Annotated in this window: 1 pseudogene; it reads left to right on the top strand. The window is 70.1% G+C overall.

Annotation, left to right across the window (positions count from 1 at the left end):
* Positions 1-281 (top strand): annotated as a pseudogene (locus tag XalbCFBP2523_RS16100) (hypothetical protein); the annotation flags it as partial.

The following is a 281-nucleotide window of genomic DNA, read 5'->3' as shown; positions in this document are numbered from 1 at the left end:
ACCGTCGCCGGCCACTCCCTCGGCGGCGCGCTGGCGCAGATCGAAGCGGCCAAATACGGCCTGGCTGGCTCCACCTACAACGCTTACGGCGCGAGGGGGCTGACCGATGGCACGCCGCAGCCCGGCTGCCACGTGACCAATTACCGCATGGCCGGCGATGTGGTGAGCGCGGCGAGCCCTCACGTCGGCAGCATGGTGTCGTTGGCCAGTCATGACGATGTGCAGAGCCTGCGCGCTGGCCGGTATCTGGATGCGCCCGTCGGCGCGCCGCCCCCGAATGT

Origin of the sequence: Xanthomonas albilineans, from assembly GCF_002939705.1 — a bacterium.
Taxonomy (GTDB): Bacteria; Pseudomonadota; Gammaproteobacteria; order Xanthomonadales; family Xanthomonadaceae; genus Xanthomonas_A; species Xanthomonas_A albilineans.
Note: the sequence above shows the minus strand (reverse complement) of the source record. Positions and strands in the feature narration are given on the sequence as shown.